This window comes from Rhodococcus spelaei, assembly GCF_006704125.1.
GTDB lineage: Bacteria > Actinomycetota > Actinomycetes > Mycobacteriales > Mycobacteriaceae > Rhodococcus_G > Rhodococcus_G spelaei.
In genome coordinates, this window is sequence record NZ_VIGH01000004.1 from 369,542 (window position 1) to 395,518 (window position 25,977).

Below are 25,977 nucleotides of genomic sequence, written 5' to 3' on the forward strand. Positions count from 1 at the left end.
ACGCGGTGCGTCGAATCGGAAGTACGCGGTGCGTCGATTCTGGACAGGAAAGCAGGCCCGAGACATGAGCAAGTCGGACGATCAGCGCACGCCGGCCGAGAAGGCCCCCGACGGCACCGAGGCACTGCCCGCCGGACCCGACCCCACCGCCGGGTGGGGTCCGCATCCACAGCAGCAGCCCGGGCACCAGTCCCCGGACCAGCCGACCGAGCAGTTCCCCGGGCCGCAGTACACCTCCGATCCGCGCCAGGCGTACGGCGACGCGACCCAGGCGTTCCCGACGTATCAGGGGTACGACCCGAACCAGCCGCCGCCGGAGGCGACGCAGGCGTACCCGACGTATCAGGGGTACGACCCGAACCAGCCGCCGCCGGAGGCGACGCAGGCGTACCCGACGTATCAGGGGTACGACCCGAACCAGCCGCCGCCGAACGCGACGCAGGCGTACCCGACGTATCAGGGGTACGACCCGAACCAGCCACCGCCGAACGCGACCCAGGCCTACCCGACCTACTACGACCCGAACGAACCGCCGCAGAACGGGCCCGCGGCAGGTGGTGCCTCGCCCTCCGGTGACGGCGAGAAGAAGGGCCCCGGCAAGGTGGTGATCGTCGCCGCCGTGACGGTGGCGGCGTTGCTGCTCGCCGCGGTCGTCGGGATCGGCGCGCTGCTCGTCAACTCCGGCGGGTCCGACACGTCGACCGCTTCCGGCCCGGTCACCAGCTCGCAGGTGCCCACCCAGCCGCGCCCGACCACCCCGCCCCGCACCACCGAAACGCCCGGCACCACCGCGCCCGACCTGTCGAAGATTCCGGGCGGCCTCGGTGAGGCGATCGGTGCCGCGGGGGCGGCGGTCGGAACGGTGAAGTCCAACGACGGGGCCACCCTGATCCTCGACGGCATCGGCGGTTCCGCGGTCACCGTCACCACCACGCCGTCGACCCGGGTGATCTCTCTGAACGGCACCAAGGTCTCGGACGTGCGGGTCGGCGATACCGTGCTCGTGCAGGGCGACAAGACGTCGGACGGGGCGGTCACGGCCCGGCTCATCGTGAACACGTCGATCCCGGACCTCGGGAACCTCGGCCACAGCGGCGGCAACTGAGGAGTCGGGCGATGACGGCAATTCCGGCGGAACTTCGGTCCGGGTGCGAGCCGAGTGCCACGAACGGGCCGCGCTGTCGATATTGTGACTGGCGATGACGCTTATCTGGTTCGGACTCTCAGCGATCGCGCTCGCAGGTGCGATCGTGCTGTTGTACGTCGACCGCAGCCGCCGCGAGCAGTTCGGTCGGGTCCGGCAGATCTGGGCGAAGGCGCAGGGCTACACGTACAACGAGTCCGACGACCAGCTGCCGACGCGGTGGCACCGGGCCGCCATGGCCCGTCAGGAGTACCTCGGCGCCGTCGACGTCGTGCACGGCGTCCGGCGCGGTGAGGACTTCGTGCTGTTCGACCTCCCCGAGACCGCGACGATCGTCGCCGTGCAGCGGTCCGTCGGTTCCGACGTGGACGTCGACCTGCGGTTGAAGTCCACGCCGCCGCCGAGGGACAACGACCTGAACCTGCTCGGCGCGATCGGGCCCCGGGTGGTCTTCTCGACCGACCTCGAGATCGCACGACGCGTCTGCGACCAGCGGATGGTGCACTTCACCGAGTCGGTGCCGCCGCAGGTCCAGATGCTCTGGAGCGAGGGTGCGTGGACGCTGGGATCGCTTCCGATCACCAGCACCGGGCGTGACTGGGACGCGGCGATCGACGCGGTCGGCCGGTTGTCGGGCCTGCTGCATGTGCTGCCGCCGGTGTCCGAACCGGGCGAGATGAGCGATCTCAGCCACGACCCGAGTCGTCCGTACCCGCACCCGCTCGACGTTCGTTCGGACGACGACGTCCCGCGCTGACCGTCGCGGTTTCGCGGGGTGGTTGACGCCCGTCGCGTGTCTTCGTTTCCTCCGCCGGGCCGTCGCCCGCGCCGGGCGCTCGACGCCCACTTCAACCCCGGGTTTCCTTCGGCGTGGCCGCACGGCCCGACCGGTGTGGCGCGTGCCCACGCTGGGTGGGTAGATTCCACGCTTGTGACTCTTGTGGCGGTAGTGGCTGTTGTTGCTGTTGTCCTTTTTGCCCGGGTGTACGCGGTGGTCCGGAGGTTGCGCCGGACCGAGGCGAACCTCACCGCGAGCCGAAGCCTGCTCGAGGTGGAACTGGGCCGTCGCTACGAGCAGGTGAACGACCTCGTCGTCGCCGCGCGCGCCGCGAACATGGACTCGTCCGTACTGGCTCCGCTGGCCGGTGCACGCTCGCTCGCCCTCGGCTTCCGCGAGCAAGGCATGACGCTCGGCGATCAGGCCGGATCGGAGAACGCCCTGTCGGTCGCCCTGCATCGGGTCGTCCTGGAGACGGGCAGCGACCCGAAGGTCAAGAACGACTGGGCGATTCAGCGGCCCGTGCTCGAACTGCAGCGGACCGAGCAGCGGCTGGTCGGCGCAGCCCGCGTCTACAACTCCAGCGCGGCCGCGATGAACTCGCTGTCGCGCGGGATCGGTACCGCGCCCGTGGCACGGGTATTCGGTGGACGGCCGGCGCCGATGTTCGAGGCAACCCTTGCCGAACTGCCGGTGGAACTGCCCGCCGAACTCCGGGGCGAAGAACTGACCGATGGTGAGGTCGTCGGGTCCGCGACCGTCTGAGCCGCGTGCGGTCGAGCCCCGCGTGGCCGACTAGGCTCGACGGCGACATGGCAGGCGAGAAGGAGCGGTCGATGACGGAGAAGGCGGAGCTGGCGGGGCTCGTGCGCGAGCTGGCGGTAGTGCACGGAAAGGTGACCCTGTCGTCCGGCAAGGAAGCCGACTACTACGTGGACCTGCGCCGCGCCACGCTGCACCACCGCGCCGGACCGCTGATCGGCAAGCTGCTGCGCGAGCTCGTCGCGGACTGGGACTTCGCCTCGGTCGGTGGGCTGACGATGGGCGCGGACCCCGTGGCGATGGCGGTCATGCACGCCGAGGGGCGCCCGATCGACGCGTTCGTGGTGCGCAAGGCCGCCAAGGCGCACGGTATGCAGCGGCAGATCGAAGGCCCCGACGTGGTCGGGAAGCGCGTGCTGGTCGTGGAGGACACCACCACCACCGGCAACTCCCCGCTGACCGCCGTGCGCGCGCTCCGCGAGGCGGGCGCGATCGTGGTCGGCGTCGCGACGGTGGTCGACCGCGCAACCGGCGCCGACCAGATCATCGCGGCCGAGGGCCTCGAGTACCGGTCGCTGCTCGGCCTCGACGATCTGGGCCTGTAGGCAGCTGCGCTGCCTGTGAGTCCTTTTGGCCCCGCGGCGGACCACAAGGACTCACAGGCGCCGGAGGCGCCTATCGTGGGCGCGTGCCGATCCGGAAGACCGCGACCACTCTCGCCGACGGGCGTGAGCTCATCTACTTCGACGACACCGAGCCGTATACGAGCGGCGCCGCGACGCGTGAGCTCCGCGACCGCCGTGACCTCGACCCCGTCGCAGCGACATCGACGATGCGCTACGACGTGCTCACCGGCGAATGGGTGACGCTGGCGTCGCACCGCAACAGCCGCACCTTCCTGCCTGCCGTTGCCGAGTGTCCCCTGTGCCCGACCCGAGCGGACCGGCCGGCCACCGAGATCCCTGCCGAGGACTACGACGTCGTGGTGTTCGAGAACCGCTTCCCCTCCCTCGCGCGGGGTGCGGAGCCGCCGGCGACGGATCACGTTGACGGCGACGACCTCTGGCCCCAGCGACCGGCGTCGGGGAGATGCGAGGTCGTGTGCTTCACCAGCGACCACGACCTCGGCTTCGCGGAGCTGCCGCTCCCGCGGGTGCGCACCGTGCTGGCCGCCCTCGTCGACCGGACGCGGGCGCTGTCCGCCCTGCCGGGCATCGCGCAGGTGTACTGCTTCGAGAACCGCGGCGAGGAGATCGGCGTGACTCTCGGCCACCCGCACGGCCAGATCTATGCCTATCCGGCGCTGCCGCCGCGGACCGAGGCGCTGCTGCGGCAGTCGAGGGCACACCACGCGCGCACCGGTCGGGTGCTGCTGCGCGACGTGCTCGACGCCGAACGGCGGTCGGGCAGAAGGATTGTCGCGACCACCGAGCACTGGACCGCGTACGTCCCGGCTGCCGCGCGATGGCCGGTCGAGGTGCATGTGGCGCCGAACCGGGACGTCGCGGACCTGACCGAGCTGCGCGATCCCGAGCTCGAGGACCTCGCCGCGCTCTACCTCGACGTCTTGGGCCGCCTCGACCGTTTCTTCGACGGGGTCGGGAAGCTGCCCTACATCGCGGGCTGGCACCAGGCGCCGGTCGAGGAGGGGCGGGAGCTGGGAAGGCTGTACCTGCAGGTGTTCTCGTTGATGCGTGCGCCGCACCGGATGAAGTTCCTCGCCGGATCGGAGTCCGGGATGGGTGCGTGGATCTCCGACACCACCCCCGAGGCGATCGCCGCGCGGTTCCGGGCAATCGCACCCGGCCCGGTGCCGTCGTGACCGACTGGGTGGCGCCGGTGTCGGACGCGGACCTGGCGGAGGCCGCGACCGCGCTGTTCCGTGCCGAGTTCGGTGGCCTGCCCGACGGGGTGTGGGCGGCGCCGGGGCGGGTGAACCTGATCGGCGAGCACGTCGACTACGCAGACGGGTTGTCATTGCCGATCGCGTTGCCGCATCGCACCGTCGTCGCCGTCCGTGGTCGAGGTGACGGCAGGCTGCGCCTGCGGTCGGGGTTGACGCCGTGGGACGGCGCGGTCGCGGACGTCGCGCCCGGTGCGCCGTCGGGCTGGGCCGCCTACCTGGCCGGGGTGGTGTGGGCGATGCGGCGGGACGGAATGCTCGGCGGCAATTTCGGTGTCGACGTGGCCGTCGCGTCAGCGGTCCCGATCGGGGCGGGGCTGTCGAGTTCGGCGGCGCTCGAGTGCGCACTGGCGATCGCGCTCGCGGACCTGGCGGGGCTGTCGACCGACGACGGCGTTCGGGCCACGCTGGCTACCTGCTGCGTGGCCGCGGAGAACGAGATCGCGCTCGCCCCCACCGGTGGCATGGATCAGGCGGTCTCGTTGCGCGCCACTGCCGCTCACGCGCTGCTCGTCGACTCAGCGGACGGGTCGGTCGGACAGGTTCCGTTCGACCTGGCAGGAAATGGACTGGCGCTGCTGGTGATCGACACCCGCGCCCCGCACCGGCTCGTCGACGGGCAGTACGCGGAACGCCGGCGGTCGGTGGAGAAGGCGGCCGAGGTTCTCGGGGTGCCGACGCTGCGGGTGGCCGCCGACGAGGGTCTCGACGTCGCCGTGCTGGGGGACCGCGATCTGGTGCGGCGAGCCCGGCACGTCGTCACCGAGATCGGGCGGGTGCGAGAAGTGTTGCCGCTCCTGAACTCCGGTCGGCTCCGAGACATCGGTCCGTTGATGACGGCCTCGCACACCTCGCTGCGCGAGGACTTCGAGGTGTCCTGCCCCGAGTTGGACAGCGCCGTGGACGTCGCCCTCGCCGCCGGCGCACACGGTGCCCGGATGACCGGAGGCGGGTTCGGCGGCTCCGCGATAGCGCTGGTCGAGGCATCGGAGGTGGATCAGGTTGCGGTCGAAGTGCTTTCGACGGCGCGATCGCGGGGACTGGTGACCCCCGCGTTCCTGCGCGTCGACACCGGAGGCGGCCCGGCACGCCGGATCCCCTGAACGGCCGCGCTCACGATCACGGACGCTCCGCGCTCGCGGTCAGCCGCGCATACCCGATGACGTGGCTGTTCATCGTGAACGTCGCCACGGCCGGGGGAGTGGACGCCGGCAGCGCCAGGCTCGGGGTGTCGAGCGCCAGCACGGTGATCACATAGTTGTGCGCCCGGTCGCCGCTCGGCGGGCACGCTCCCAGGTATCCGGTGGCACCGGCATCGTTCGTCCCCGCGACGGCGGCGGCCCCGTCGCCGAGTTCGGTCGCCTGAGCGCCGATATCCCAGGTAACCCAGTGCCAGAACCCACTTCCCGTCGGCGCATCCCGATCGAACATGGTCACCGCGAAGCTGCGTGTCCCGGCGGGCGCATTCGACCACCGCACCCGCGGTGCCTTCCCGGCCTCGGTGCACCCGAAGCCATCGGCCCACTGCGCCCGCGGGATCGCCTGCCCCTCGGCCACATCCGGGCTGGACGCCTCGAACGTCGCGGCGGAGTCGGGGATTCCGGATCGCACCTGCTGTGTGCTCGAGGACGTATTGGGTGCCGAATCCCCACTCTCCGAACTACATCCGGAGGTTCCCAGGGTGATCGCGGCCGTCGCGGTAACGACGGCGGCGATGATGCGTGCGCTGTAGCTCATGGCTTCTCCCGACATTCGATCTCTCTGTGCGGGGATATTTGAGCAGAAGGTGCCCACACTATGAAATACATCTCTCAATATCTAGGAACGTGGGAGTTCGGTGCACCTGTGGGGCGTCCGAGGTTTCACGCGAAACCGGCAACGGAATCCCGCTCGACGGCGCTGCCCGAATCCCGGCGCATCCGACGGTGACGTGCGCCACTATTGTCGCGTGATGCACGAACGCCTGGCGGATCGACGCTTCTGGACCTGGGTGGTCCTCCTCGGTCTGACGGGCCAGCTCGCCTGGACGGTCGAGAACATGTACCTCAACGTGTTCGTCTACGACACGATCACCGACTCGCCGACGGCGCTGGCGACTCTCGTCGCGACGAGCGCCGCGGCCGCGACGATCGCGACGCTGCTCGCCGGCGCCGCGTCGGATCGCACCGGTCGGCGACGCGAGTTCATCGCGATCGGTTACGTGCTGTGGGGTGCCTGCACCGCCGGCTTCGGGCTGGTGAGCGTCGACACCGCCGCGTCGATGCTGCCGATGGTCGATGCGGTGGTGGTCGCGGTGATCGCCATCGTCGTGCTCGACTGCGTCATGAGCGTGCTCGGTTCGGCCGCCAACGACGCCGCCTTCAACGCGTGGGTCACCGACTCCACCCACCCCGGCAACCGCGGTCGGGTCGACGGCGTGCTCGCCACGATGCCGTTGCTCGCGATGCTGCTGGTCTTCGGCGCACTCGACCCGCTGACGAAGGGCGGCCACTGGGTCCTGTTCTTCTCGATCATCGGTGGCGTCACCGCACTGGTCGGCGTCATCGCATGGTTCGGACTCCGCGAGCCGCGACAGCCACGACCGGGCGGCAGCTACCTGTCCTCGGTCCTCCACGGGCTGCGGCCGAGCACGGTGCGCGAGCATCCGCGGCTGTACGTGGCGCTGCTAGCGTGGGCGGTACTCGGTACGAGCACGCAGGTCTTCTTGCCGTACCTGATCATCTACGTCCAGCGCTATCTCGCCATCGACGGCTACCCGGTCGTGCTCGCCGCGGTCCTGCTCGGCGCGGCCGTGATCAGCGTCCTCGGCGGCCGGGTGCTGGACCGGGTCGGACCGTCGCGCGCGATCCTGCCGGTCGCCGCGATCTACGTCGTCGGGCTGTTCCTGATGTTCCCGGCGCGGGGCATGCTCGCGGTCATCGGCGCCGGGATCGTGATGATGTCGGGATTCATGCTCGGCGTCGCCGCCATCTCCGCGACCGTCCGCAACCTCACGCCGCCCGACCGGGCCGGGCAGGTGCAGGGGCTGCGGATGATCTTCGCCGTGCTCATCCCGATGGTGATCGGTCCGTTCCTCGGCGCGGCCGTCATCTCCGGTGCGGACGAGACCTTCGTCGATCTGGGCGTCGTGAAGCAGGTGCCGACCCCGTGGATCTTCCTGACCGCCGCCGCCGTCGTCGTGCTCATCGTCATCCCCGCCGCGGCTCTGCGAACCGTCGGGGTCGCGCCGAAATCTCTGGAGACCGCCTCGTGATCACCGAATGGGGCGAGACCCTCGACCCCGACCACGTCCTGCCCGAGTACCCGCGCCCCCAGCTGGTGCGCGACTCGTACGTCAACCTCAACGGCCGATGGGACCACGCCTTCACCTCGTCCGCCGTCACCGAGCGACCCCGCACGTGGGACGGCGAGATCGTGGTGCCCTTCTCGCCCGAGGCGCAGCTGTCGGGCGTGAACCGCACACTGCAACCGGACGAGGCGCTCTGGTACCGCCGCGCCGTCACGCTGCCCGAGGGTTTCGTCCGCGATCGGGTGCTGCTGCACTTCGGCGCGGTCGACCAGGACTGCGAGGTCTGGGTCGACGGCACACCCGTCGGCGGGCATCGAGGCGGCTACCTGCCGTTCAGCCTCGACATCACCGACGCCCTCTCCAACAACGACTCTGCCGGTGACACACATGAACTCGTGGTGCGGGTCCGCGACGTCACCGACACGTCGTGGCGCAGCCGGGGCAAGCAGAAGCTCGACCGGGGTGGCATCTGGTACACGCCGCAGTCGGGGATCTGGCAGACCGTCTGGCTCGAGTCGGTTCCGCGCCGGTGGGTCGAACAGCTCGTGCTGACACCGCACCTGGAGACCGGTGAGGTCGAGGTGTGTGTGGTCGCCGGCGGCGACGGTACGGCCGAGGTCGTGGTAAGCGCCGACGGCCGCGACATCGTCTCCGGGAGCGTCACTGTCGGCGTCCCGACCCGGCTGCAACTCGGAAACGGGGGACTCGGCGACGACGTGCGCCGGTGGTCGCCCGAGGACCCGTTCCTGTACGACGTGGAGGTGGTTCTCGGTGACGACCGTGTCTGCGGCTATTTCGGGATGCGGTCGTTCGGGATCGGGCCTGACGCCTCCGGCCGCACCCCGCTTCTGCTCAACGGTGAGCCCTACCTGCATGCGGGCCTGCTCGACCAGGGCTACTGGCCCGACGGTCTCTACACCGCGCCGTCGGACAAGGCGTTCGTCCACGACATCCGGACGGCCAAGGACCTCGGTTTCACCATGCTGCGCAAGCACATCAAGATCGAGCCGCTGCGCTGGTACCACCACTGCGACCGGCTCGGGATGCTGGTCTGGCAGGACATGGTCAACGGCGGCCGCAGCTACCGGTCGACCGTCGTCACCGCGCCCGTCCTCCTGCCCGTGAAGCTGGACGACTCCCGGTACGCGCTGTTCGGCCGCCAGGACGCCGAGGGCCGCGACGAGTTCCGCACCGAGCTCGATTCGACCGTCGCGCTGCTGCGGTCGGTTCCGAGCCTCGCGGCGTGGGTGCCGTTCAACGAGGGCTGGGGGCAGTTCGACGCCGTCGCGGCCACCGCGCGGGTCAAGGAGCTCGACCCGACCCGGCCCGTCGACCACGTCAGCGGCTGGCACGACCAGGGCGGCGGCGACATGGCCAGCCGGCACGTCTACTTCCGGCCCTACCGGCTCTCGCGCGCCGACACCGAGGACGACCGCGCCGCGGTGCTCTCGGAGTACGGCGGCTACTCGCACCGGGTGCCGGGTCACGTGTGGAACGACCAGGAGTTCGGCTACCGCAAGTACGCCGACCGGGGGTCCTTCGAGCGAGCGTTCCTGCGGCTGCAGCACGCTCAGGTCGGGCCCGCCGTCGACGAGGGCCTGACGGCCTTCGTCTACACCCAGCTCGCCGACGTGGAGGACGAGACCAACGGCCTGATGACCTACGACCGCCGGGTGCTCAAGGTGGACGCCGAGGCGGTTCGTGCCTCGAATCAGCGCCTGCGGCAGAGGCACGACCACGCCGCCGGAGGTTCCGCGCTGCCACTCGCGGTGCAGGAACGCGAGATCACCGCGCCGGTCTCGTTGACGCTGCCGGACGGACACCTCAACCCCGATGCGGTCGGCTGGACGCGCACACCACTGATCACCACAGACGGCATCGGTCGGGGCCGAGTGGGCAAGGGCCGCAACAAGCGCTGGGAGTACTGGGCGGTGACCACCCCGACCCACGTGGTCGCGCTGGTGCTCTCCGACATCGATTACGCTGCGGTGCACGGCATCTGGCTGCTCGACCGGACGGCCGGGGACACCGTGGCGTACGACGCCATCGGTGTCGGCGGTGGCAGTGCCACTCTGCCCGGCACCCTCGGCGCCGGGCCGGCCGGGTCCCGCACCAAGAAGGTGCGGATCGATATCGACGAGGTCGACGGCGGGACCCGGCTGCGGGCTCGCGGCGAGCGGGTGGAGGTCGACGTGATCGCCCACCGGCCGGACGGGCACGAGTGCCTCGGCGTCGTCGTCCCGTGGTCCGACACGCTCTTCCAGTACACGGTCAAGGACGTCGCGCGGCCCGCAACCGGGACCATCCGCGTCGACGGCGTCGCCGCCGACGTGCCCGCCGGTGAGTCCTGGGCGACCCTCGACCACGGCCGAGGTCGCTGGCCGTACTCGGTGCGCTGGAACTGGGGTGCCGGCTCCGGGCGGACCGACGGCAGGGTGATCGGCATCCAGGTCGGCGGACAGTGGACCGACGGCACCGGGTCGGTGGAGAACTCACTGCTCGTCGACGGGCACCTGTCGAAGATCAGCGAGGAACTCGTCTGGACCTACGACCGCGACGACTGGATGGCGCCGTGGCGGATCACCGGCGCCACAGTCGATCTCACCTTCACCCCGTTCCACCTGAAGAAGTCCGTCACCGACTTCAAGGTCTTCGCCGCGAAGACCCACCAGTGTTTCGGTCACTGGTCCGGGAAGGTTCGCGACGACACGGGGGCGTGGGTGCGGGTCGAGGATCTCGTCGGCTGGGCCGAGGACGTCCACAACCGCTGGTGAGGTCGCGTTGATGCACTGAACGGGGGTTCACGGTCCGGATTCGGGTGGGCGGATTGGACCGTGAACCCCCGTTCGACAGTTCAGGCGGTTGCCGTTACGGAACGATCACCACAGCCGTGACCGGGTACGAGTACTGCGGCCGGAAGTCGCCCTGCGGGCCGACATACGAGGCGCCGATAGCGATCATGGGCGCGCCCGAGCCCGGATTGATCTCGGTCCGCACCGTCTGGCCGGGCTGCTCGCCGAGGTTGAGATCGAATTCCCTGAGCTGCCCTGTAAAGGCGCCGCCACCCCAGGAGATCGAGACCTTCACCCGGCAGACCGGGTTGACTGTCCACTCCGGGCCCACTCCGTGCATGCCTCGCGAGGTGAGAGAGACGGTGGCGAGACCGGGTCGCGCCGGATCGGTCTCGACCGCGGTATCTATGAGGCCGTTGCAGAATGCGTTCTGGCCGAGGGTCGGCATGACCGGTCCGTTGAGGGTCAGGTGCAGGATGGGCGCCGGTGCGGGCGCGGCGGCCGCGGTGCCCGTCAGGCCTGCGAACGCGGCGACGGTGACCGCACCCGCGCTGATTGCGCGCACGGCAAAGCTACGAATGTTCATGTGAATCCCCCGTTTTGTGATGTATCCCCAGGCCGCGTCACGTGTCATGGAAGCCGTGCGCGATCCGCCGAACATGCTGCCACAGATGACGGCCCCGAAACCAACCGCGTGGTCCGTCCTGAATGCATTGAGCGGGGGTTCAGTGGCCAGGTTTCACAAGAAACCGGCGACTGAACCCCCGCTCAATCCTTGAGGGAGGGGAGGAGTGGTCAGTCGGCGTCGCCGACGGTAACGGCCATGGCCTCGTCGACGCTGTGCGGGGCGGGGTCGTGCTCGTCGACGTGCGCGAGCACCTTGCGTCCGGTGGACAGGACCACGATCGCGACCGCCGTGCACAGTGCGCCGATCCAGAACGGCATGTGCGCGTTGGACTCTCCGAGCTTGCCCGCCAGCCACGGCGCCGCGGCGCCGCCGACGAACCGGACGAAGCTGTACGCGGCGGAGGCGGTGGAACGCTCGACGGGGGCGGAGATCATCACGGTCTCGGTGATCAGGGTGTTGTTGACGCCGAGGAACAGGCCGGCCAGCACCACACAGACGATCAGCACCGTCTTGTTGTCGGTGAACAGGGCCATCGCGGCAAGGTCGACCGCGAACAGGGCCAGCGCCAGCATCATCATCGGCAGCGTGCCGAACCGGCGCTGCAGCCGCGGTGCGAGGAACACCGACGAGACGGCCAGCGCCAGACCCCAGCCGAAGAAGATGAAACCGATTGCGTAGGTGCCCATGTCGAGCGGGAACGGGGTGTACGCCAGCAGGGTGAAGAAGCCGTAGTTGTACAGCAGCGCGGTGATCGCGACCGTCAGCAGTCCGCGGTGCCGCAGCGCCAGGAAGGGCGCCGCCAACGAGGTGCGGTTCGCCTTCGGGGCGGGGGTGGCCGGGAGCATCACCACGATCAGGATGAACGCGACCGCCATCAGCGCGGCGACGCCGAAGAACGGGGCGCGCCAGCTGACGCTGCCGAGCACGCCGCCGACCAGTGGCCCGACCGCGATGCCGATGCCGAGGGCCGCCTCGTACAGGATGATCGCCTTCGCGACACCGCCGCTGGCTGCGCCGACGATGGTCGCGAGGGCGGTGGCGATGAACAGGGCGTTGCCCAGGCCCCACCCGGCGCGGAAACCGACGATCTGTCCGACGCTGCCCGACATGCCGGCGAGCGCCGCGAACACCACGATGATCGCCAGGCCCCACAACAGGGTCTTCTTGGGGCCGATGCGGCTGGACACGACGCCGGTGATCAGCATCGCGACGCCGGTGACCAGCATGTACGAGGTGAACAGCAGGGACACCTGCGACGGCGTCGCGTGCAGTTGATCGCCGATCGGCTTGAGGATGGGGTCGACGAGGCCGATGCCCATGAAGGCGATGACGCTGGCGAAGGCGACCGCCCACACCGCCTTGGGCTGGTGCAGGATGCTGGTGCTCTCTGGCTCGGCGCTGGTGGCCGTGTCGGTGATACTCACGGGCACTTCCTTTGTGTCACTAGGTGATTAGAGGTTTACGGCCGCCTTCACGACCGCGCGGAGATCGGCCAGGCTGCGCGAGAGGCGCTCGACCTGTTCGGTGTTCAGGTTCGGCAGATGCTCGGCAAGGGCAGCGCCGATCTCCTGACGTGCCTCCATCAGCCACCGGTGGCCGACCTCGGTCATCTCGACCACGACAGCCCGGGAATCCTCGGGATCGCGTCGGCGGTCGGCCAGTCCGGCGTCGGCGAGCTGTTTGAGCAGCGTCGTCGCCGTGGGCTGCGAGCACCGGTCGATGCGGGCGAACTCGCTGACCCGCAACGCGCCGTACTCGTCGAGGTGGGACAGTGCCCGCATCCAGGCGCGGGGCCTGTCGTCGGTGCCGATCGACGAGGCGAGCCGGGTGAATCGCGATGTGTTGGTGACCAACTCCGCGAGAACCTCACGTAGTCGAGCTTGTTCGCTTTCCGGGTGGTTCGCCGCAGCCATGGGCGCTATTATTGCATAGGTAAACTATGTAAGTAAAGGAATGCGCCGTTCCGGAGCGCGGATTCCGGGCGTCCGCGTAGCGTCGGGGCGGTGACCTCCACCCGTTCGGGCAGGATCGGCTGGTCCAGGCGCCGGCGCCCCACCGCGCTCGCGATCGCGGCCGGGCTGACGGTCGCGGCGTGCGGTGGGGGCTCCTCCGGCGAGACGACACCGGCAACCGCGTCGCACGCCGCGGGCACCTATGCCGATGCGCCCTGTCCGTCGCCGAATGTGCCTGGCGTTCCACAACTCGACCTCGGCCCGGACTTCACTTGCGGGTTCCTGACAGTCCCGGAGAACCGCGCGCACCCGCAGGGCCGCACGATCGGATTCGCCGTCGCCCGCGTCAAGGCGGCCTCGGCGAGTCCGCGACCGGATCCGTTGGTGTACCTGACCGGTGGTCCCGGCGGGACCGGCCTGGCCTTGGCGCCGACCTTCGTCAAGTACGGACTCAACCGCGATCGCGACGTCATCTTCGTCGATCAGCGCGGCACGCTGCACGCCGACCCGTTTCTCGGCTGCCCTGAGGTCGACGGCTTCATGGCCGCGGCCACCGGGATGTCCGTCCAGGCTCCCTCGACACGGGACGATGACGTCGCCGCGGTCACGACGTGCCGGAATCGGTTGGCGGACAAAGGTGCTGACCTGAGCGCATACGACACCACAGAGAACGCCGCCGACATCGCCGACCTGCGCACGGCGCTCGGTGTCGATCAGTGGAACGTCTACGGCGTCTCCGCCAGCAGCAACCTGGCGCTGCAACTGCTGCGTGATCACCCGGAGGGCATCCGCAGCGTGGTGCTCGACTCGCTCGTACCGCCCCAGGCCGTCCTGATGAACCAGTTCTGGCCCAGCGCGGCCGAGGGATACCGGGCGCTGTTCGACGCCTGCGCCGCCCAGTCCGCCTGCGCGGCGGCCTATCCGCATCTGGCCGACGAGTTCACCGCCACCGTGAACCGGCTCGCTCGGCAGCCGCTGTCCGTCGACCTGCCCGGTAGCGCCGGCCAGCCGCCGCGGCACGTGGTGATCGACGGCTACACGCTGGCGAACCTAGTTGTCGCGCTCAGCCTTTCGCCGGGAACGTACGCCGACCTGCCCGCGACGATCCATGCCATCGCGGGCGGTGACGGCACCGCCGCGGCGACCGCCCTGCTCGGCACCCTCACGCCGCCCGGGCTGGTCGGATACGGACTCACCTACGGAACCTTCTGCCGGGAGCACGCGGCGTTCACCGACACCGCCACCGTGCTCGCCACGGCGAAGACGGCTCTGCCGGACTTCCCCGACGAGGTGCTGTCGCTGCCGCCGCAGGTGCCGCGAATATTCGACGAATGCTCGATCTGGGACGTCGGGCGGGCACCCGCCTCGGTGCACGACCCCACCCACTCGGACGTCCCGGCGTTGCTGATGGCGGGGACGTTCGACGCGGTCACTCCGCCGAGCCAGGCCGACGAGGCGGCGACCACCCTGCCCAGGTCCACGGTGGTCCGGTTCCCCGGCCTCGGCCACGACGTCCTCGGCGTCTCCGACTGCGCCAGAACAGTGATGCTGGACTTCCTCGATCACCCGGACGGCTACGACTCCGGCTGCGTCGGTTCGGTCGTGGTCCCGACCTTCACGACCCGGTAGCGGCCTCAGGACTCGGCGGCCCGCACTGCCTCGGCGAAAGCCGCCATCAGTTCGGGATCCTTGACGCCGCGGCTGGATTCGATGCCGCTCGAGACGTCCACGCCCCACGCCCCGGAGGACGCAACGGCCCGCGCGACGTTGTCACGGTTCAGCCCGCCCGCGAGGATCCAACGCCCGGTCGGCAGCGCGCTGCGGTCCTGCCAGTCCCAGGTGACGCCCGCGCCCGCGACCGCCCCGTCCACCAGCAGCAGGTCCTCGCCCAGGCTCGTGGAGTGGTCGGCATCGCTGCCGGTGTTGATCGCGCGCACCACGGTCAGGCCCGCCTCGTGCAGCGCCGCCACATCGGCAGTGGACCGCAGGTCGTGTACCTGGACGGTGGTGATGCCGGCGGTGGTTGCCGCGTCGACGATCTCCTCGATGCTCTGCCCGACGAACACGCCGACCGCGACAACGGAGTCGGGGATGCGGGCGCGCAGCAGCGCGGCCTGCTGCGGCGTCACCCGGCGGGGACTGGCGGCGAACACGAACCCGATCGCGTCCACGCCGAGGCGCACAGCCAGGTCGACCGTCGCCTCGTCGCGCAGGCCGCACATCTTGATGAATGTCATGTCTTCTCGGATCCTCCAGCTCAATGCTCGCTCCGCTGGCTCCGCTCCTGCGGTGTCGCGTCGAGAATATCGGGCAGCCACCGGCGGGCGAGTTCGCCGACCCAGTCGCCGGCCTCGGCCGGATCCTCCCGCGGCGCCGCCACGAGCACCAGTTCGTCGACGCCCGCCGCCACGAGAGCAGCAATGTCGCCGATGGTGGGCTCGGCGAGTGCGACCGCAACGGTCGGCTCGGCCGGATCCCGACCCGCGTCCCGGCAGAATCCTCGCAGTACCCCGATTCGTTCGGCGACCGCGTCCACGCCGTCGAGGTTGAACCCGTACCATCCGTCCCCGACGGTCGCGACCCGCCGCAGCGCGGCGTCACTGTTGCCGCCGAACACCACCGGAATGCATCCTGCGCGAAAGGGTTTCGGGTTGACGCGGATGTCGTCGAAAGCGACGAACTCGCCGTCGAACGAACCGACCTCCTCGCGCCACAGCGTCCGCATCGCCGCGAGGTACTCGACGGTTCGCTCGGTGCGGCGTGCGAACGGGATTCCGAGGGCGGCGAACTCGTCCCGCGACCAGCCGACGCCGACGCCGAGCGTGAGCCTGCCGCTGCTGAGCCGGTCCAGCGTCGCCGCCTGCTTGGCCAGGATCACCGGGTTGTGTTCGGGCAACAGCAGCACGCCGGTGGCGATCCGGATCGTGTCCGTCGCGGCCGCGGCGAAACTGAGCGCGATCATCGGATCGAGCCAGTCGGCGGCCGCGGGCACTGCGATCCGTCCGTCGTCGGCGTACGGATAGCGAGAGGCAGGTCGGTCCACCATCACCACGTGCTCGCCCGCCCACAGGGTCGCGAAGCCGTGCCTGTCCGCGGCGACCGCGACCGCGTCGATCACCGCGCGGTGGGCACCGGTACCGATTCCCAGTGCATGCAACCCCAGGCGCACAGTTCTGATCGTCGCACGTGGCGAGGGCCGACCGATACGCTCGCCAGACGATTCGGTATCGGAGGTTGGGATGAAGGTCGAGCACGCGGTGTTCATCGGGGCAAGTGCGGCGACGGTGGTCGGTGCGGTCACCGGAAACGAGCGGTTGCAACAGATCGCGAAGCCGCTGATCGCACCCGCCCTGGCAGTCCGGGTGCTGCGTGGTCGGGCCGACGTCGACAAGGTGGACGCCGGACTGCTGCTCGCCGGACTCGCGGCCGCGACGGTCGGCGACGTGTTCATGATCGACCCCGACGACGACCAGCGGCTGATCCGCGGCGCGTCGTCGTTCGCGGTGATGCAGGCCGGCTACTCGACCGTGTTGGCGAGGCGTGGCGCCCGCCCGACCGCCGCCGCGCTGGTGCCGCGGCTACTCGGCTGGCTGGGCGCGGCCGGGTTGCTGCGCGCGCGGGCCGCGGCGGTGGCGCCGACCCTGACCGGGTACGGCGCCGTGCTCGGCACCACGTCCACCCTGTCGGCGGACCCGGCCCTCGCCCCCGGCGCGCGGGTGGTCGCGGGCATGGCGGTGCCCAATCGGGACCGGCGCAGCTGGCTCGGCCTCGGTGGTCTGCTGTTCACCGGGTCCGACGCGCTGATCGTGGTGCGGCGCCTGTTCATTCGCGGCGAGACCGGCCGTCGCGCGTCGGAGGGCGTGATCCTCGGCAGCTACGCCGCGGCACAACTGCTGCTCGTCGAGGGCATGCTCGCGAAGTGAGCACCTCCGGTGCCTGTGCGCGCCGATTACCCCCATCGGGGTGAACCGCGCGCACAGGTGCCGCAGGCGCACTACGGACACAGGATGATGCGGTCGCGGTCCTTCGGGTCGACCCGAATCGAGACGGTGGCCCCAGGGGTGAAGCGCTCGCCCTGGCCCTCGGGGACCTCGTAGAGCACCCGGCCGGTGTAGGTCGCCGACCCCGGCACAGTCAGTCGCAGCCGAAGCGAGGTGATCTGGCCGTGGTCGGCGGTCTCGGCGAGCCGCCTCGCGCTCTCGATCGTCGCCCAGCCCTCCAGCCCGCGCTTGACGAGCTTGCGGTCGGCGCGCGTCGGCCGGTCGGACCAGATCATGCCGAGACCGAGCGCCGAGCCGAACGCAGCCAGCAGGCCGATGATCTGGTACGGAACGGTCTCCGGCGGGGTGCGCTGCACCAGCCAGCCGAGCCACAGACCGAGGACCATCACATAGCCGGCGGTCACGGCGAGGACGGTGCGGACTATTCGTTCGTGGAACATCGAATCCTCCACCTCCAGGGTAGTAGTGCGCCGCACCCAGCCCCACCTGCGCGAGTTTCACCTCGGAGGAGGCAGCCCCTAGGGTCGTTCGCGACCGTCAAATGTCCTGCGGGTCGTCGAGGAGAGGGTGTGCGAGTGGGCTCACGTCGAGTGTTGTCGGCTCTGATCGGGGCCGCGGCGGCCGCCGCGCTGGTGACCTGCGGAACGTCGGAGGCCGACCAGGCTCCGCCCGCCACCACTGTTGCCGCGACGAGCACGACCACCGCGCCCGCCACCACGGCGGCGCCGACCACGACCGCGGTCACGACCACTTCGGCGCCGCCGACGACCACCGCGCCGACCCCCACGGTCGAGTACCACCGCAACGAGGCCGTCTACTTCACCTCGCCGTCGGGTGGCTTCCAGTGCGGGATCATCGAACTGCCCACCCGCACCGAGGCCGGCTGCCAGGGCCCGACCACCCCGATCCCGCCGCGCCCGGAGAGCTGCGTCGTGGACTGGGGTAGCGGCATCCGGGTGACCGGCGCCGGGCGCGGGGAGTTCCTGTGTGCGGGAGGATTGGTCTACACCTCCGGCGGAGCCACCGCGGATCGGGTGCTGCCGGTGGGACAGACGGTCAGTTCGTTCGGTTTCACCTGCAAGTCCGGGGCCGACGGGGTGACCTGCACGAAGGACGAGACGGGTCACGGTTTCCGGATCGCCTCCGGGTCCAACGACCTCTTCTGAGAGCGAGCACGACCATGTCCGACCACGAGTCCGAACCCGCCGCACCGGGCGAGGAGCCGGGACCCACCGAGTGGGGCGACCACCCGCACGGGGTCGGGCCGTGGACCATCGAGCACGACGGCCCGCCGCCCGACGACCCGCGGTACGACCCGGAACTGCTGGCGACCGGCGATCGGCGCAACGTGGTCGACGCCTACCGCTACTGGACCCGCGAGGCGATCGTCGCGGACATCGACAGTCGCAGGCACCCGTTCCACGTGGCGATCGAGAACTTCGGGCACGACGCGAACATCGGCACGGTGGTCCGCACCGCCAACGCGTTCGCCGCCGCTGCGGTACACATCGTCGGCCGCCGTCGCTGGAATCGGCGCGGCGCCATGGTCACCGACCGCTATCAGCACATCGTGCACCACCCCGACGCGGCGACGATGTTCGAGTTCGCCGCGCGGGAGAACCTCGCCGTCGTGGCCGTGGACAACACGCCCGGATCGGTGCCGATCGAGACCGCGACCCTGCCGCGCGAGTGCATCCTGCTGTTCGGTCAGGAGGGCCCCGGCGTCACCGAGCACGCGAAACGTTCGGCCGTGATGACCGTGTCCATCGCCCAGTTCGGCTCGACCCGGAGCATCAACGCGGGGGTCGCGGCCGGCATCGCGATGCACGCCTGGATCCGGCAACACGCCGATCTGAGACAGTCTTGGTAGCGAATCGTCACATAAATAGGCAAGATCGTTTGTTATGCAGCACCAGTGGTCGGGGAGGGCGGACGCCGCAGAGGAAGCAGTGGTGTCCCGGCACGTGCGTCGACTGTGGGCGCTGCCCGGCACCGCCCTCGGGGTGGTGGCCTGGCCGCCGGTCCGCCGAGAGCGGCTCTTCTTCAGTTGGCACTACTGGTGGCAGGCACACCTGCTCGACTGTGTGGTCGATGCCGCCGAGCGGGCGCCGAGTCCCAAGCGGCGCCGCAGGATCACGAAAATAGCTCGGGCGCACCGGATTCGGAACATCACCGGCTGGACCAACAGCTACTACGACGACATGGCCTGGCTCGGCGCCGCACTGGAACGTGTCCAGCGACTGCAGCACGTCGACTACCGAAACGCCATCGGCGACTTGGAGTCCGAACTGTTCGACGCCTGGGCGCCCGAGTGCGGAGGCGGCATCCCGTGGTGCAAGAAGTCGAACTTCTACAACACCCCCGCGAACGGTCCGGCCGCAATCCTGTTGGCCCGCACGGGCCGGCTCTGGCGGGCCCAGGCCATGGCCGACTGGATGGACGACACCCTGCGCGACCCCGCGACCGGGCTGATGCTCGACGGCGTCCGCACCGAGGGCACGGCGGGGGGCAACCCCGGCATCACCAGTGAACTCGACCGGGAGATCTACAGCTACTGCCAGGGCGTGGTGCTCGGGGTGGAGACGGAACTTGCCGTGCGATTCGGGACGCCGCGACACCGGGAACGGGTGCACGCGCTCGTCGACGCGGTCGACAAGCAGCTGACCGTGGACGGCGTGATCGTCGGCGGTGGGGGAGGTGACGGGGGCCTGTTCGACGGGATTCTCGCCCGGTACCTGGCGTTGGTCGCCTCGCACCTGCCCGGCGACACGGAGGCGGACGTGCGGGCCCGACTGCTGGCCGCCCGGATCGTGGTGGACTCGGCGGAGGCTGCCTGGGAGAACCGGCTGCAGGTCGAGGGTCTGCCGCTGTTCGGGTCCGACTGGTCGAAGCCGGCGCGACTGCCGGGGCTCGGCGAGGGGATCGCCACCTTCACCGGCGGGACCGTGCGGTCCTCGGACATCGCCGAGCGCGACTTCTCGGTGCAACTCGGCGGGTGGATGCTGATGGAGGCCGCGTACGTGGCGGCGGGAGCGCTCGCGCGTCAGTAGACCTGCTCCTTGTCACGGCGGGGCACGAGTGCGAGGCTGGGAACGGCGCTTGTCACCAACGACATCCATCGAGGCGATCCGATGTTCGGCTACCTCGCTCGCACGGTCGTCGCCCACCCCTGGCGTGTCATCGCGCTGTGGGTGATCGCGGCGGCCGCGGTGCTCGTGTTCACCCCGAGTCTCGGCAAGTACACAACCGGCAACCAACAGTCCTTCCTGCCGCAGTCCTTCGAGTCGGTGCAGGCGCAGGCCGTGGGTACCGAGTACTTCCCGGCGCAGTCCGGCGCGACCGGCTCCCTGGTCGTGTCCCGGGCAGACGGGGCGCCGCTCTCGCCCACGGACCAGGCGACTGCGACCGGCCTCGCCACCACCCTCCAGAACGCGGCGATCGAGGGCGTGCTGGCGGTGCAGGCCACCCCGCAGTCGCTGTCACCGGACGGTCGGGTGGTCGCGATCCAGGTGGCATTCGCGGGGCAGCCGGGCGACGACCAGGTCGACGCCGCGGTCCCGGTGCTCCGCGACGACGCCACCGCGGCCCTGCAGGACACCGGGCTCGTCAGCGGGCTCACCGGGAACGCCGCCATCCAGGTCGACACCACTGCGGCGTACGACCATGCGGACCGGATCATCACGGTCGCCACCGTGATCCTGATCCTGGCGCTGCTCGGGGCGATCTTCCGCAGTGCGGTCGTCGCGGTGATCCCGGTCCTGGTGATCGGGGTGGTGCTCGGGGTGGTCAGCGGCCTCACCGCGCTACTGGCGTACCTGCTCGACTTCCAGGTGAGCACCACGCTGCAGTCGATCCTGGTGGTCGTGCTGTTCGGGATCGGCACCGACTACATCGTCTTCCTGCTCTTCCGCTACCGGGAACTGGTGCGCTCGGGGGTCGAACCACGCGAGGCGCTGGTCACCGCCGTCGCCGTGGTCGGACGGGTCGTCGCGTCGTCGGCGCTGACGGTCATCGGCGCGTTCGCCGCGCTGCTGCTGGCGAAGCTCGAGTCGCTGAGCACACTGGCGCCGGGGCTGATCGTCGCGGTCGCGGTCATGCTGGTCACCGCGCTCACCCTGGTGCCCGCGCTGTTCGCGCTGCTCGGCCCGCGGTTGTTCTGGCCGGGCGGTCCGGGGCGCGACAGCGCGCACAGTCCGTTCGCGGCCGTCGGTGCGTTCACCGCGCGCCGGCCCGCCGTGTCCGCGGCGGCGGTCGGGGTGGTGCTGATCGTGCTGGGGCTGTTCGCGACCGGCTACCGGTCCACCTACAACACCCTCGGCGAACTGCCGTCGGACACCTCCTCACAGCAGGCGTTCGACACCCTCGGCCGGTCGTTCCCCGCGGGCGCGCTCAGCCCCACGCAGGTCTACGTCGTCGGTCCGGGCCCGCTGGACCCGGGCGCGCTGACCGCGCTCGGGGCGGACCTGGCCCAGGTGCCCGGCGTCGCCTCGGTCGCGCCACCGAAGCCGGGCCAGGACCCGGCGGTGGCGCTGATCAGCGTCGTCCTCCAGGACGACCCGTACGGCAACGCGGCCCTGGACCTGGTCGAAGGTCCGCTGCGCGCGGCCGCGCACGGCTCGGTGCCGGGCGCGCAGGTCTACGTCGGCGGGCAGACCTCCACCTACGTGGACGTCCGGTCGCAACTGCACGCCGACACCCGCAGCGTGTTCCCGGTCGCCGCGGTCATCATCTTCGTGATCCTCGCGCTCCTGCTGACGGCGATCCTCGCCCCGCTGAATCTCCTTGCCTGCGTGGCGCTGACGTTCGCGGCCACCCTGGGCGCGGTGGTGCTGCTGTTCCTGCACGTGCGCGGCTACTCGGGCATCGACTTCTCGATCCCGATCGTGCTGTACCTGTTCGTGGTGGCGATCGGGACCGACTACAACATCCTGATCGCCGCGCGCATCCACGAGGAGTTCCGCCGTGGTCACGACCCGCGCTCGGCGGTCCGGATCGCGATCTCCAACGACGCGGCCACGGTCGCCGCCGCCGGGGTGATCCTCGCGTGCACCTTCGCGTCGCTGATGCTCACCGGACTGGCCAACCTGTCCGAGTTGGGTTTCGGTGTGGCCGTTGGCATTCTGATCGCGGCGTTCGCGATGGCGCCGCTGCTGGTGCCGGGCCTTGCGGCGCTGGAGGGACGCCCGTTCTGGTGGCCGACGCGGGTTGCCGAATCGGCTCCGCAGTCCGAGACGGTCAGCGCCGGGGCGCCGGGCCCCGATCGCCCTCGGCCTTGATCACCCGGGTGACCGCGTCGATGAGCGCGAGGTGCGTGAACGCCTGCGGGAAGTTCCCCAGGTGGGTGCCGGTGGCCGCGTCGATCTCCTCCGCGTACAGCCCGAGCGGGCTGGCGAGGGAGAGGAGGCGATCGCACAGCGCGGCGGCGCGCTCGACCTCGCCGATCATGGTCAGGGCCGTCACCAGCCAGAACGAGCAGATCACGAACGTGCCCTCCACTCCGCTCAGACCGTCGTCGGTCTCGCCGGTGCGGTAGCGCAGTACCAGGCCGTGGTCGGTGAGTTCGCGCTCGATCGCGAGGACCGTCGCCCGGACCCGATCGTCCTCGGGCGGCAGGAAGCCCATCATCGGGAGCAGCAGCGTCGCGGCGTCCAGGGTGGCGGATCCGTAGTGCTGCACGAAGACTCCGCGTTCGTCGACCCCGTTCGCGCACACGTCGGCGTGGATCTCGTCGGCGATCTCGCGCCAGCGGCGCGCGTGCTCGGCGTCCCCGCGGTCCGCCGCCAGCTTCGCGCCGCGGTCGAGGGCGACCCAGCACTGCACCTTCGATGCGGTGAAATGCTGTGGCTCGCCGCGAATCTCCCAGATCCCGCAGTCGGGTTCGCGCCAGGCCTCGGCGGCACCCTCGACCAGCTGGGTGACCAGGACCCAGGCCGGCGGCCCGATCTGGCTGGCATGCCTGACGTGGGTGGCGATCGACTCGAGCGCCATGCCCCACATGTCGTGCTGGTGCTGGTTCCACGCGCCGTTGCCCACGCGGACCGGTCGGGCACCGTCGTAGCCGGACAGGTGGTCGAGGGTGCGCTCGGTCAGGTCCCGTTCCGCGTCGATCCCGTACATGATCTGCAGCGGCCCGCCCGCCAGCGCGTCGATCAGGAAGGCGAAGTACTCGAACGCCTCCCAGTCGTGGCCGAGTTCGAAGAGGGCCCGCAGGATGAAGGAGGAATCCCTGATCCACGAGAAACGGTAGTCCCAATTCCGTTCGCCGCCGGGTGCTTCCGGCAGCGAGGTGGTGGCCGCGGCCATGATCGCACCGGACGGGGCGTAGGTCAGGCCCTTGAGCGTCAGTGCGCTGCGCTCGAGGTGGGGGCGCCACCGGTGGTCGGGAAGCCTGGCATGTCGGAGCCAGGCGCGGGAGAGCCGTTCGGTGGTGTCGATCTGCTCCACCGCCTCCTCGACCGTCGCCGGTGCGCTCGGTCCCCAGGACAGTGCGATGAACGCGCTCTCGCCGGCGTCGAGGTCGGTGCGAGCGCCGGCCCGGGCACCGCCGAGGCCCAGTCGCATGTTGCTGGTGAGCCTCAAGTCGGGTTGGTGCCCGTCGCTGCCGCACCGCGCCGAGCTGTAGTCCTCGCCGGTGTACTCCCACGACCCGACCGCCCGGCCGTAGTCGAACAGCGGCATGCAGTTGGTGGTGGTCTCCACCCGACCCTCGACGCACACCGCGGTGCGCACCAGGGTGGCGAGCCCGACGAAGTCGCTGGGCGGGCGGCGGTGCCCGTCCAGTCGCGGTCCCCCGGGCCAGGGCGCCATCACCAGCGCGTCCCGCACCACGAGGCACCCGGTCGGGGTGCACCAGGTGGTCTCGAGTACCAGCGACCCGGGCAGGTAGCGGCGCTGCGACGGGGTGGTCATGTTCGCCGGTGCCAGTCGGAAGAACCCCGCGGAGCGGTCCAGCATCGCGCCGAACACGCTCGGCGAGTCGGGTCGTGGCACGCACATCCACTCCACGCTGCCGTTCGGGGCGACCAGGGCGCAGGTGTGACAGTCGGACAGGAAGGCGTAGTCGTCGATCGGTGGAAAGTCGGACATGGTTGGCCGTCCTTCGCAGTCACCGGGTGAGGTTCGCGCGCTGTCGCAGAAACCGCTGCTGTGCAGGGAGTTTACCGGTATCGGCGCGGGTTGTGTCCGGGTTCGGGTGGCGCCGGGCTCCGGCGGCCCCTCACTCGACCTCGTACTCCTCCGTCGGCCTCGCGAGCTCCTGCCGGTACTGGCGCACCCCCAGTACGGTCCCGACGACCAGTGCCGCGATCATGACACCGAGCACCGCGGGCAGCAGCCACGGCACCCGCTCGAGGAAGCCGCCCGCATAGAACCCCAGCAGCAGCAGCACCGGCGCCCAGGCCACCGCGCCGAGAGTGCTCGCGATCGTGTAGCTGCGATGGTTCATCCGGGCGGCACCCGCGACCAGCGGGCACAGCGTGCGAATCCACGGAATCCACCGCGCCACGAGCACCGACCAGAACCCGTGCCGGTCGAGCAGGGCGTTGACCTTGTGCAGGTTCGCGGTGTTCAGGTACTTGCCTCCCCGTCGAGCGGCGAGGCTGTGACCGGTCCGGTGGCCGATCGCGTAGCCGACCTGGTTACCCGCGATCGCCGCGACCGCCGCGCCGACGGCCAGCAGCCACACGTGGGCGGTCCCGGTGTACTGGCCGGCGAGCACGATGCCCGCGGTGACGAGCAGGGAGTCGCCGGGCAGGAACAGTCCGATGATGAATGCGCACTCGAGGAAGACGAACGTCAGGACGACAAGCCACACGACCACCGGACCGACCGTTTCGAGCGGGCCGAAACTGCCGGCGGCGAGCATCATGAAACTACGGCGTGGGCTCGTCTTGCGGGGCGGCGACGACCGACGCGGCCTTGGCCTGGCGCCCGGCCAGTGTCTTCTTCGCGATCGCGATGATGCCGGGCAGCACCGAGATCAGCACGATCAGCAGGAAGATGGCCTCGACGTTGTCGCGGATGAAGGAGACGTTGCCGAGGAAGTAGCCCAGCACGGTGACGCCGCCACCCCAGAGGATGCCGCCGACGACGTCGTAGGAGAGGAACGTGCGGTAGTTCATCTTCGACACACCCGCGATGACCGGGGTGAACGTGCGCACGATCGGGACGAAACGGGCCAGGATGATCGTCTTGGGGCCGTGCTTCTCGAAGAAGGCGTGCGACTCGGTGACGTACTCCTTCTTGAAGAAGCGCGAGTCCTCCTTCTTGAACAGTGCCGGTCCGATCCGGCGGCCGATCCAGTAGGCGCACTGGTCGCCGAGGATGGCGGTGACCGAGACGGCGACGAGCAGCACCCAGATGTTGACCGGCGGGTTCGGCTGCGCGGCGAGCAGACCACCGGTGAACAGCAGTGAGTCGCCAGGGAGGATCGGGAACAGCAGGCCCGTCTCGATGAAGACGATGGCCAGGATCGCCGGCAGCACCGCACTCTTGAGCCAGGACTCGGTGAGCAGATACATCGGGTCCATCCACTGCGGCATCAGCGCAAGGTTGGTCACGGACGCCTGTCCATTGGTCGCGAGCTCCGAGGCCGCCTGCACAATCACGCGGACCAGACTACCGGCGGCCGCTGAGAGTCCGCTGAGTCGCATACGTCCGATCCTCGGAGGCAGGGGAGACGCAGCGCGCGCGGGTTGCCATACTGCAAGGAGCACCCGCGCGCGGGCCG

General features: G+C 70.1%; 24 protein-coding genes. 14 read left to right on the forward strand and 10 right to left on the reverse strand.

Going from position 1 to position 25,977, the window contains the following annotated elements; translation table 11 throughout:
* Window positions 1-64 precede the first annotated feature (64 nt).
* The 6 genes from FK531_RS11085 to galK all read left to right on the forward strand — a co-directional run bounded on the left by FK531_RS11085 (window position 65) and on the right by galK (window position 5,690).
* Window positions 65-1,105, forward strand: coding sequence for a hypothetical protein (locus FK531_RS11085; protein ID WP_142099180.1), 1,041 nt, complete (start codon window positions 65-67; stop codon window positions 1,103-1,105).
* A gap of 94 nt (window positions 1,106-1,199) precedes the next feature.
* On the forward strand, window positions 1,200-1,901 hold the full coding sequence (locus FK531_RS11090; protein WP_181762907.1) for a TtfA family protein: 702 nt from the start codon (window positions 1,200-1,202) through the stop codon (window positions 1,899-1,901).
* Between the two features lie 192 nt (window positions 1,902-2,093).
* A complete protein-coding gene (locus tag FK531_RS11095) occupies window positions 2,094-2,687 on the forward strand; it encodes a LemA family protein (protein ID WP_181762908.1) in 594 nt (197 codons plus the stop codon).
* Window positions 2,688-2,758: 71 nt separating this feature from the next.
* Window positions 2,759-3,289: an orotate phosphoribosyltransferase gene (gene pyrE / locus FK531_RS11100; protein ID WP_142099184.1), complete on the forward strand. Its 531-nt coding sequence runs from the start codon at window positions 2,759-2,761 to the stop codon at window positions 3,287-3,289.
* An 89-nt stretch (window positions 3,290-3,378) separates the two neighbouring features.
* Window positions 3,379-4,506 carry a galactose-1-phosphate uridylyltransferase gene (galT, locus tag FK531_RS11105; protein ID WP_142099584.1) on the forward strand — a complete coding sequence of 376 codons (1,128 nt, stop codon included), beginning with the start codon at window positions 3,379-3,381 and terminating at the stop codon, window positions 4,504-4,506.
* Window positions 4,503-5,690 (forward strand): galactokinase, encoded by a 1,188-nt coding sequence (galK, locus tag FK531_RS11110; RefSeq protein ID WP_246098100.1) that lies wholly within the window; start codon window positions 4,503-4,505, stop codon window positions 5,688-5,690. The genes galT and galK overlap by 4 nt, the downstream gene beginning before the upstream one ends.
* Before the next feature lie 16 nt (window positions 5,691-5,706).
* Here galK and FK531_RS11115 read toward each other — a convergent pair whose 3' ends face one another.
* Window positions 5,707-6,324, reverse strand: a complete 618-nt coding sequence (locus tag FK531_RS11115) for a YbhB/YbcL family Raf kinase inhibitor-like protein (RefSeq protein WP_142099188.1) — start codon at window positions 6,322-6,324, stop codon at window positions 5,707-5,709.
* A gap of 214 nt (window positions 6,325-6,538) precedes the next feature.
* On the opposite strand from FK531_RS11115, the gene FK531_RS11120 reads away from it, so the two are divergent.
* Both FK531_RS11120 and FK531_RS22360 read left to right on the forward strand, forming a co-directional pair.
* Entirely contained in the window at window positions 6,539-7,840 is a 1,302-nt protein-coding gene (locus FK531_RS11120; RefSeq protein WP_142099189.1) for an MFS transporter, read from the forward strand.
* Entirely contained in the window at window positions 7,837-10,650 is a 2,814-nt protein-coding gene (locus FK531_RS22360; RefSeq protein ID WP_181762909.1) for a DUF2804 family protein, read from the forward strand. The genes FK531_RS11120 and FK531_RS22360 overlap by 4 nt, the downstream gene beginning before the upstream one ends.
* A gap of 94 nt (window positions 10,651-10,744) precedes the next feature.
* On the opposite strand, the gene FK531_RS11130 is transcribed toward FK531_RS22360, so the two are convergent.
* From FK531_RS11130 to FK531_RS11140, 3 genes are all read right to left on the reverse strand, one after another.
* Window positions 10,745-11,254 (reverse strand): hypothetical protein, encoded by a 510-nt coding sequence (locus tag FK531_RS11130; protein ID WP_142099192.1) that lies wholly within the window; start codon window positions 11,252-11,254, stop codon window positions 10,745-10,747.
* 209 nt (window positions 11,255-11,463) lie between these two features.
* Window positions 11,464-12,720 carry an MFS transporter gene (locus FK531_RS11135; protein WP_142099193.1) on the reverse strand — a complete coding sequence of 419 codons (1,257 nt, stop codon included), beginning with the start codon at window positions 12,718-12,720 and terminating at the stop codon, window positions 11,464-11,466.
* A gap of 27 nt (window positions 12,721-12,747) precedes the next feature.
* A complete protein-coding gene (locus tag FK531_RS11140) occupies window positions 12,748-13,209 on the reverse strand; it encodes a MarR family winged helix-turn-helix transcriptional regulator (RefSeq protein WP_142099195.1) in 462 nt (153 codons plus the stop codon).
* Between the two features lie 90 nt (window positions 13,210-13,299).
* Here FK531_RS11140 and FK531_RS11145 point away from each other — a divergent pair, with 90 nt between their 5' ends.
* Entirely contained in the window at window positions 13,300-14,877 is a 1,578-nt protein-coding gene (locus tag FK531_RS11145) for an alpha/beta fold hydrolase (protein ID WP_142099197.1), read from the forward strand.
* A 5-nt stretch (window positions 14,878-14,882) separates the two neighbouring features.
* Here FK531_RS11145 and FK531_RS11150 read toward each other — a convergent pair whose 3' ends face one another.
* Both FK531_RS11150 and FK531_RS11155 read right to left on the reverse strand, forming a co-directional pair.
* Window positions 14,883-15,485 (reverse strand): phosphoribosylanthranilate isomerase, encoded by a 603-nt coding sequence (locus FK531_RS11150; RefSeq protein WP_142099198.1) that lies wholly within the window; start codon window positions 15,483-15,485, stop codon window positions 14,883-14,885.
* Between the two features lie 20 nt (window positions 15,486-15,505).
* Window positions 15,506-16,417: an LLM class F420-dependent oxidoreductase gene (locus FK531_RS11155; RefSeq protein ID WP_142099200.1), complete on the reverse strand. Its 912-nt coding sequence runs from the start codon at window positions 16,415-16,417 to the stop codon at window positions 15,506-15,508.
* A gap of 70 nt (window positions 16,418-16,487) precedes the next feature.
* Between FK531_RS11155 and FK531_RS11160 the strand changes: the two genes are divergently transcribed.
* Window positions 16,488-17,171 (forward strand): lysoplasmalogenase family protein, encoded by a 684-nt coding sequence (locus tag FK531_RS11160; RefSeq protein WP_142099202.1) that lies wholly within the window; start codon window positions 16,488-16,490, stop codon window positions 17,169-17,171.
* 71 nt (window positions 17,172-17,242) lie between these two features.
* On the opposite strand, the gene FK531_RS11165 is transcribed toward FK531_RS11160, so the two are convergent.
* Window positions 17,243-17,689 carry a DUF4175 domain-containing protein gene (locus FK531_RS11165; protein ID WP_142099204.1) on the reverse strand — a complete coding sequence of 149 codons (447 nt, stop codon included), beginning with the start codon at window positions 17,687-17,689 and terminating at the stop codon, window positions 17,243-17,245.
* Window positions 17,690-17,824: 135 nt separating this feature from the next.
* Here FK531_RS11165 and FK531_RS11170 point away from each other — a divergent pair, with 135 nt between their 5' ends.
* The 4 genes from FK531_RS11170 to FK531_RS11185 all read left to right on the forward strand — a co-directional run bounded on the left by FK531_RS11170 (window position 17,825) and on the right by FK531_RS11185 (window position 22,525).
* Window positions 17,825-18,415, forward strand: coding sequence for a DUF6636 domain-containing protein (locus FK531_RS11170; protein WP_142099206.1), 591 nt, complete (start codon window positions 17,825-17,827; stop codon window positions 18,413-18,415).
* A 14-nt stretch (window positions 18,416-18,429) separates the two neighbouring features.
* The gene (locus tag FK531_RS11175; RefSeq protein WP_142099208.1) at window positions 18,430-19,119 is read left to right on the forward strand and encodes a TrmH family RNA methyltransferase; all 690 of its coding nucleotides are present in this window, start codon (window positions 18,430-18,432) and stop codon (window positions 19,117-19,119) included.
* A gap of 34 nt (window positions 19,120-19,153) precedes the next feature.
* Window positions 19,154-20,299 (forward strand): glycoside hydrolase family 76 protein, encoded by a 1,146-nt coding sequence (locus FK531_RS11180; protein ID WP_142099210.1) that lies wholly within the window; start codon window positions 19,154-19,156, stop codon window positions 20,297-20,299.
* 81 nt (window positions 20,300-20,380) lie between these two features.
* On the forward strand, window positions 20,381-22,525 hold the full coding sequence (locus FK531_RS11185; protein WP_142099212.1) for an MMPL family transporter: 2,145 nt from the start codon (window positions 20,381-20,383) through the stop codon (window positions 22,523-22,525).
* Here the strand turns inward: FK531_RS11185 and FK531_RS11190 are convergent.
* The 3 genes from FK531_RS11190 to FK531_RS11200 all read right to left on the reverse strand — a co-directional run bounded on the left by FK531_RS11190 (window position 22,485) and on the right by FK531_RS11200 (window position 25,789).
* Window positions 22,485-24,335 carry a glycoside hydrolase family 15 protein gene (locus FK531_RS11190; protein ID WP_142099214.1) on the reverse strand — a complete coding sequence of 617 codons (1,851 nt, stop codon included), beginning with the start codon at window positions 24,333-24,335 and terminating at the stop codon, window positions 22,485-22,487. The two genes, FK531_RS11185 and FK531_RS11190, sit on opposite strands and share 41 nt — an antisense overlap.
* Before the next feature lie 130 nt (window positions 24,336-24,465).
* Window positions 24,466-25,116, reverse strand: a complete 651-nt coding sequence (locus FK531_RS11195) for a DedA family protein (protein WP_142099216.1) — start codon at window positions 25,114-25,116, stop codon at window positions 24,466-24,468.
* Between the two features lie 4 nt (window positions 25,117-25,120).
* Window positions 25,121-25,789 carry a VTT domain-containing protein gene (locus FK531_RS11200; RefSeq protein WP_246098117.1) on the reverse strand — a complete coding sequence of 223 codons (669 nt, stop codon included), beginning with the start codon at window positions 25,787-25,789 and terminating at the stop codon, window positions 25,121-25,123.
* Window positions 25,790-25,977: the final 188 nt, after the last annotated feature.

Excerpts from the sequence above, each read along its gene's own strand:
- FK531_RS11085 (WP_142099180.1), top strand. The coding sequence starts at position 65 with ATGAGCAAGTCGGACGATCAGCGCACGCCGGCCGAGAAGGCCCCCGAC.
- FK531_RS11090 (WP_181762907.1), top strand. The coding sequence starts at position 1,200 with ATGACGCTTATCTGGTTCGGACTCTCAGCGATCGCGCTCGCAGGTGCG.
- pyrE (WP_142099184.1), top strand. The coding sequence starts at position 2,759 with ATGACGGAGAAGGCGGAGCTGGCGGGGCTCGTGCGCGAGCTGGCGGTA.
- FK531_RS11115 (WP_142099188.1), bottom strand. The coding sequence starts at position 6,324 with ATGAGCTACAGCGCACGCATCATCGCCGCCGTCGTTACCGCGACGGCC.
- FK531_RS11120 (WP_142099189.1), top strand. The coding sequence starts at position 6,539 with ATGCACGAACGCCTGGCGGATCGACGCTTCTGGACCTGGGTGGTCCTC.
- FK531_RS11130 (WP_142099192.1), bottom strand. The coding sequence starts at position 11,254 with ATGAACATTCGTAGCTTTGCCGTGCGCGCAATCAGCGCGGGTGCGGTC.
- FK531_RS11140 (WP_142099195.1), bottom strand. The coding sequence starts at position 13,209 with ATGGCTGCGGCGAACCACCCGGAAAGCGAACAAGCTCGACTACGTGAG.
- FK531_RS11150 (WP_142099198.1), bottom strand. The coding sequence starts at position 15,485 with ATGACATTCATCAAGATGTGCGGCCTGCGCGACGAGGCGACGGTCGAC.
- FK531_RS11160 (WP_142099202.1), top strand. The coding sequence starts at position 16,488 with ATGAAGGTCGAGCACGCGGTGTTCATCGGGGCAAGTGCGGCGACGGTG.
- FK531_RS11165 (WP_142099204.1), bottom strand. The coding sequence starts at position 17,689 with ATGTTCCACGAACGAATAGTCCGCACCGTCCTCGCCGTGACCGCCGGC.
- FK531_RS11175 (WP_142099208.1), top strand. The coding sequence starts at position 18,430 with ATGTCCGACCACGAGTCCGAACCCGCCGCACCGGGCGAGGAGCCGGGA.
- FK531_RS11180 (WP_142099210.1), top strand. The coding sequence starts at position 19,154 with ATGCAGCACCAGTGGTCGGGGAGGGCGGACGCCGCAGAGGAAGCAGTG.
- FK531_RS11185 (WP_142099212.1), top strand. The coding sequence starts at position 20,381 with ATGTTCGGCTACCTCGCTCGCACGGTCGTCGCCCACCCCTGGCGTGTC.
- FK531_RS11190 (WP_142099214.1), bottom strand. The coding sequence starts at position 24,335 with ATGTCCGACTTTCCACCGATCGACGACTACGCCTTCCTGTCCGACTGT.
- FK531_RS11195 (WP_142099216.1), bottom strand. The coding sequence starts at position 25,116 with ATGATGCTCGCCGCCGGCAGTTTCGGCCCGCTCGAAACGGTCGGTCCG.
- FK531_RS11200 (WP_246098117.1), bottom strand. The coding sequence starts at position 25,789 with ATGCCGCAGTGGATGGACCCGATGTATCTGCTCACCGAGTCCTGGCTC.